General features: G+C 42.7%; 3 protein-coding genes and 2 pseudogenes. 4 read left to right on the top strand and 1 reads right to left on the bottom strand.

From position 1 onward, the window contains the following. Positions 1-149: pseudogene (locus PX481_RS12590) on the top strand (peroxiredoxin); the annotation flags it as partial. 542 nt (positions 150-691) lie between these two features. Continuing rightward, a complete protein-coding gene (locus PX481_RS12585; RefSeq protein WP_080603644.1) occupies positions 692-2,917 on the top strand; it encodes a heavy metal translocating P-type ATPase in 2,226 nt (741 codons plus the stop codon). Positions 2,918-2,983: 66 nt separating this feature from the next. Here PX481_RS12585 and PX481_RS12580 read toward each other — a convergent pair. Then, positions 2,984-3,356 (bottom strand): annotated as a pseudogene (locus tag PX481_RS12580) (four helix bundle protein). Between the two features lie 194 nt (positions 3,357-3,550). Here PX481_RS12580 and hemE point away from each other — a divergent pair. Then, entirely contained in the window at positions 3,551-4,615 is a 1,065-nt protein-coding gene (gene hemE, locus PX481_RS12575) for a uroporphyrinogen decarboxylase (RefSeq protein ID WP_004159603.1), read from the top strand. 419 nt (positions 4,616-5,034) lie between these two features. Continuing rightward, positions 5,035-5,982 (top strand): NAD-dependent epimerase/dehydratase family protein, encoded by a 948-nt coding sequence (locus PX481_RS12570; protein ID WP_004159602.1) that lies wholly within the window; start codon positions 5,035-5,037, stop codon positions 5,980-5,982. The last annotated feature ends 155 nt before the right edge of the window (positions 5,983-6,137 follow it).

Here is a 6,137-nt window from a genome sequence, read left to right as displayed (position 1 = left end):
GTGCTATCACCAAAGCTTATGATGTGGATGGGGGTGGCTATTCTAAGCGCGTCACCTATATCATCGATGCAGAAGGCAAAATTAGCCATGTAGATGAGAAAGTGAATACCGCTAGTCACGCATCGGATATTCTCTGTGTAGTCGGTTAATTTTTCCTAAAATCTTTTCTGGGTGTGTTAGGGCAGCCTAATACACCCGATATTTATCTTGAATGTCGGGTGAAGAGCCTCGATTTTGCCGAAGGGATGAAACCTGACCAACATAATTTAGGGTGGCTATTAACCCACTTAAGAGCATCAGGGGTGGGTAAGTAAGAAGAATGTGAACATAGTCTGATACTAAATCCGTTGAGAGGTCGAGCCCGTAGTCATAGAGTTTAAATTAAAAGCCAACCCATGGCAAAAGATAGCCATTCAAGAAGCTATCAGAATGGGCATTCATTAGGAACAAATGTCTGAGATTTTGGATAGACTCTGCCAAAGAAAACAAAGTAAACTATGCTACTTGATGCCGCAGAAAGAGCTTGGTTTTCTCTATCCCGTTTTTTGGAAATATTTCTAGACATTTCTTCATATCTATTCAGAAAAATTAACAGAGGATTCTTGACCCTGCAGCTAGGGGAATATTTTATGCTAAAGATATAACTCTGCTGCAGGGGATTTTCTTGCTGACTTCCGCTGCTATTAACATTATGACCCATCAAACTCTCAAACTCGCCGGGATGAGTTGCGCTGGTTGTGCTGATTCGATCGAACGGATAATTAAATCTATCCCCGGAGTGATTCGATGTCAAGTTAATTTTGGCATGGAACAGGTGGATGTGGACTATGATCCCAAGCGTACCGATCTTAACACTATTCAAGCAAAAGTTAGGGATGCCGGTTTCCAAGCTACACCGATAACGGAAATTAATCTCGAATCCAGGCCAGAAAAAGAACTTCTCACCAAACTATCGATCGCTATTGTTATTAGCATTATACTTTTTATCGGTTCTTTGCCGATGATGACGGGTTTATCTCTATCTTTTATTCCCCACTGGTTACACGCTCCCTTATTACAATTAATTCTCGCTACTCCCGTCCAATTTTGGTGTGGTCAAAGTTTTTATAAAAATGCTTGGAAAGCCTTTAAAAATCGCACTGCCACCATGGACACTTTAGTAGTTTTGGGAACCAGTGCCGCCTATTTTTATTCCCTGTTTTTAACCTTCGGGAGCGATTTTATCGAAAAACAGGGGTTTAATTCCCATGTCTATTACGAAGCATCAGCTATCGTCATTACTCTGATTTTACTCGGTCGTTTCCTCGAAAAACGTGCCAGAAAAGAAACGGCCGCCGCTATTAAACAATTAATGGGATTACAGGCAAAAACTGCTAGGGTAATTAGGGAAGAACAGACGCTAGATATACCAATAGAAGAGGTGAAAGTAGGAGATATAATTTTAGTGCGTCCGGGGGAAAAAATTCCCGTCGATGGCATAATTATCCAAGGCAGTTCTAGCATTGATGAATCGATGGTGACGGGGGAAAGTTTACCCGTGCGAAAAACCGTCAATCAACAGGTAATCGGTGCGACAATTAATAAAACCGGTAGCCTACAAATGCAAGCGTTACGGGTGGGAAAAGATACGGTTTTAGCTCAGATTGTCCGATTAGTGCAAACCGCGCAAGCATCAAAAGCACCTATACAAAGATTAGTCGATCGAGTGACCGCTTATTTTGTGCCGGTGGTGATGATTATTGCGGTAATAACTTTCTTATTTTGGATTCTCCGCACGGGTAATCTCACCCTCGCTTTGATTACAATGGTGGAAGTCTTAATTATCGCCTGTCCCTGTGCGCTAGGATTAGCTACACCCACCTCGATTATGGTGGGAACAGGACAGGGAGCAAAACAGGGAATTTTAATTAAAAATGCCGAAAGTTTAGAATTAGCCCAGGGCATTACTACTATTGTTCTAGATAAAACCGGAACTCTCACCCAGGGTAAACCAACGGTGACGGACTTCTTGACTCGCGAGGGGGTGGGGGATGGACGGGAATTATCGCTGCTGCAGTTAGTCGTATCGGTGGAGAATCATTCTGAACACCCGTTAGGAGAAGCAATAGTTAAATATGGGCGGTTAAACGCCATTAAAACCCTAGAAGTAACCGAATTTGACTCAATAACTGGGTCAGGAGTGCAGGGAAAAGTCGGGTCGGATTTAGTGCAAATCGGTACACAACAATGGTTAGAAAGTCAAGGGATCGAAACAAAAGTTCTTAAAAAAGTCGCCCACGATTGGGAATGGCAGAAAAAAACCGTGGCTTGGATAGCGGTTAACGGGCATTTAGAGGGGTTGATTGCCATTTCCGACGTTTTAAAACCTTTTTCTTCTTCAGTGGTCGCCAAGCTCAAAAAAATGGGCTTAGAGGTGATGATGATGACGGGGGACAACCTCGAAACCGCAGAAGCGATCGCCAGCGAGTTGGGTATCCGGCGCTTTTTTGCCGCACTCCGTCCCCAAGAAAAAGCCGAAAAAATCGAATATTTGCAGAAAAAAGGGAAAATAGTCGCCATGGTTGGAGATGGCATCAATGATGCGATCGCATTGGCGCAAGCGGACTTAGGTATTGCCATTGGCACGGGGACTGATGTAGCGATCGCCGCAAGCGATATAACCTTAATTTCGGGAGATTTACAGGGAATTGTGACTGCTATTGAGTTAAGTCGGGCAACAATGCGAAATATCAAAGAAAATCTCTTTTTTGCTTTTATTTATAACCTGATTGCCATTCCCATCGCTGCCGGAGTCCTCTATCCTTTTCTGCTCAATCCGATTATTGCCGGTGCTGCCATGGCTTTAAGTTCCCTTTCCGTGGTGACGAATGCCTTGCGATTGCGTCGAGTTCATCCCAGGGTGGGGAGTGGGGTGTAGGGTGTAGGGTGTAGGGTGTAGGGTGTAGGGTGTAGGGTGTAGGGTGTGGGGTGTAGGGTGTGGGGGTTATTTATTTTCAAGAGCGCGAATCAAAGTTAGCAGGAGTCGGCCTACTGATTCACATTGATTAAGAATAGGATTGACGCTCTGAGGGGAAGCTAGTTCAACTCTTTGAGAGATTAACCAATGAGTCTCCAACTCTTTGAGAGAACCTTGAGCTATGTACAAAAATTGGATGTATTCTCCCCTGGTTTTGCGTCCATACCCCTCGGCAATATTCGCTGCTATTGACACCGAAGCTCGGCGAATCTGTGTTGTCATCCCATAAAGCTCTTCTTTGGGAAAAGTTTTAGTGAGACGATAGCAACTTTCAGCTAAATTTACGGCCTCCTGCCAAACTCTTAAATACTCGGGAAGATTGAATTTTTGAATCCGCCATAGATTTTATCAACTTATCCCTATAGCCTACACTCTACACCCTGTCTCAAACCAAAAGATTGTACTATAATTTCCAGTACCCAGTTTCAATGCAAAGGGGGATAACTTTCGTTAACAATTCTTAAGGAAAAACCAGAAAAATTAGCTGTACGGGGGATGATACCGTAGAAAAGGCAATAGAATAATCATCCTGATATGACTGACTCCCCTGAAATACCTTATTTATTACGCGCTGCCAAAGGAGAAATCTTACCCCGTCCTCCCGTGTGGATGATGAGACAAGCAGGACGTTATATGCAGATTTATCGAGAATTGCGGGATAAATACCCCAGTTTTCGGGAAAGATCGGAAAATGCCGATTTAGCGATCGAAATCTCCCTGCAACCCTGGCGTGCTTTTCAACCGGATGGGGTGATCATGTTCTCCGATATCCTCACTCCCTTGGCGGGAATTGGTATTCCCTTTGATATTATCGAAAGTAAGGGGCCGATTATCGATTCTCCCATTCGTACTCAAGCGCAGGTGGACCAACTTAATCCCCTCGATCCCGATCAGTCTTTACCTTTTATCAAAACGATTTTAAAAACCCTACGTCAAGAGGTGGGAAACAAATCCACTGTCCTCGGTTTTGTCGGAGCGCCTTGGACTTTAGCAGCCTATGCAGTGGAAGGGAAAGGTTCTAAAAGTTATTCTGTGATTAAAGGGATGGCTTTTTCGGAACCCTCGGTACTGCACCAATTTTTAGATAAATTAGCGGATATGATTGCCACCTATGTCCGTTATCAAATCGATTGTGGGGCGCAAGTGGTACAAATGTTCGATTCTTGGGCGGGTCAATTAACTCCCCAAGATTACGATGTTTTTGCCTTACCCTATCAACAAAAAGTAGTTCGTTTGGTGAAAGAAACCCATCCCGATACACCGTTAATTCTCTACATTAGTGGCAGCGCCGGCGTTTTGGAAAGAATGGGTAAATCGGGGGTTGATATTATTAGCGTCGATTGGACTGTGGATCTGGCCGAAGCGAGACAGCGTTTAGGTAAATCGATGATGGTTCAAGGTAATATCGATCCGGGGGTTTTATTCGGTTCCCAGTCTTTTATTCGCGAGCGGATTATTGATACTATTCGTAAAGCAGGTAATCAAGGTCATATTCTTAATTTAGGTCATGGTGTTTTGGTGGGAACTCCTGAAGATAACGTGCGTTTCTTCTTTGAAACCGCTAAACAAGCGGATCAATTATTAGCAGTTCACGCCTAGGATGTCGTGATCAAGGTTTAGGGAATAGGGGTTAGGAGGTAAGGAAATCGTCTGTAACACCCAACACCTAAGAGTGCATCCCATAATTTAAAATCTACTAAGTTGGGATTCTCTGATAACTTCTGTTAAAAAACTGTGCTTTCTAGGTTGTTTGTTTCCAATCCAGACTCTTGGGGGGTTCTACCCCCCAAACCCCCCGTCGGGGGACGAAGCGCCTCCCCCGAACCCCCCGCGCATTAGTTTTTTTGTGGGATGCTTACACGCAGCTGCTGATATATTTGTAATAATTTAAGAGTCACTGACCATTACTCATTTTTGATATTTCTGCAAAGTTTAGATGCAGCTCTCCAAAATCCGAACCCGTGACTCACTTTTTACTTTCACACTGTCCCCTAAATTCTGCCGTATCAATTAAAATAATGAAAAAAATATTTCTAACGGGTGTGAGTGGCTGTATTGGGCATTATATCGCTGAGATTTTACTGGAAAATCCCGACTATGAAGTATATTTTTTAGTGCGTAATCCCGAGAAGTTAAAATTTACTTACCAAGGGCGATCAAATGTTCATATACTTTTAGGCGATATGGAAAATATTGGGGTATATGCCGATCTTTTAAAAACAATGAATATAGCGGTTTTAATCGCTACCAGTTGGGGAGGAGAGGAGGAAAGTTATCAGATTAATGTGGTAAAAACCCTAGAATTAATTAGTTATTTAGATGCTCAAATCTGCGAGAAAGTCCTCTACTTTTCCACTGCCAGCATTCTCAATCAAAATAATCAACCTTTACCCGAAGCTGGGGAGATAGGAACTAATTATATCCGCACTAAATATATTTGTTATAGTAAATTTACTGACCTAGAAATCGCCGATAAAATTATCACTTTATACCCCACTTTTGTCTTAGGTGGTGACGAAAATAAACCCTATTCTCATATCTATGGCGGTTTACCGGATGTGTTGAAATATATCGGTTTAGTGCGTTGGTTTCAAGCTGATGGCAGTTTTCATTTTATCCATGCCAAAGATATAGCTCAAGTGGTGAATTATTTAATCGAAAATCCCGCACCAGAAAGCAAAATTGTTCTAGGCAATCAACGCACAACAGCTAACCAAGCAGTGGAGGAAATCTGTACTTATTTAAACAAAAAAATCTATTTTCGCATTCCTTTATCTTTAACCATTGCTAACTTTTTTATCAAAGTTTTTAACTTGCAGATGGAAGCATGGGACCGTTTTGCAATGAATTATCGCCACTTCACCCACATTAAAACCTATACTCCTGCTGATTTTGGTTTAAAAAACTATTGTTCCACCCTCGATGATGTTTTAACCTTGCGAGGAATTCCCCGAAAAAAACCCTAAGTAGGGTTTGCGGCAAAAAGCTTTTCCTGGGGGCAGGGTGTGGGGTGTGGGGTGTGGGGTGTGGGGTTTTACCCATTTTCAGGGGGTCAATTACCTAATTTTCAGGGAAAAAGTACCTGAATTTTCCCCCCAATCACTCCAAAGGTCGGCACTTT

It is taken from the genome of Microcystis sp. M53603_WE2 (assembly GCF_030065435.1).
The sequence above is the reverse complement of the archived record's forward strand: the minus strand, read 5'-3'. Positions and strand labels throughout refer to the sequence as shown.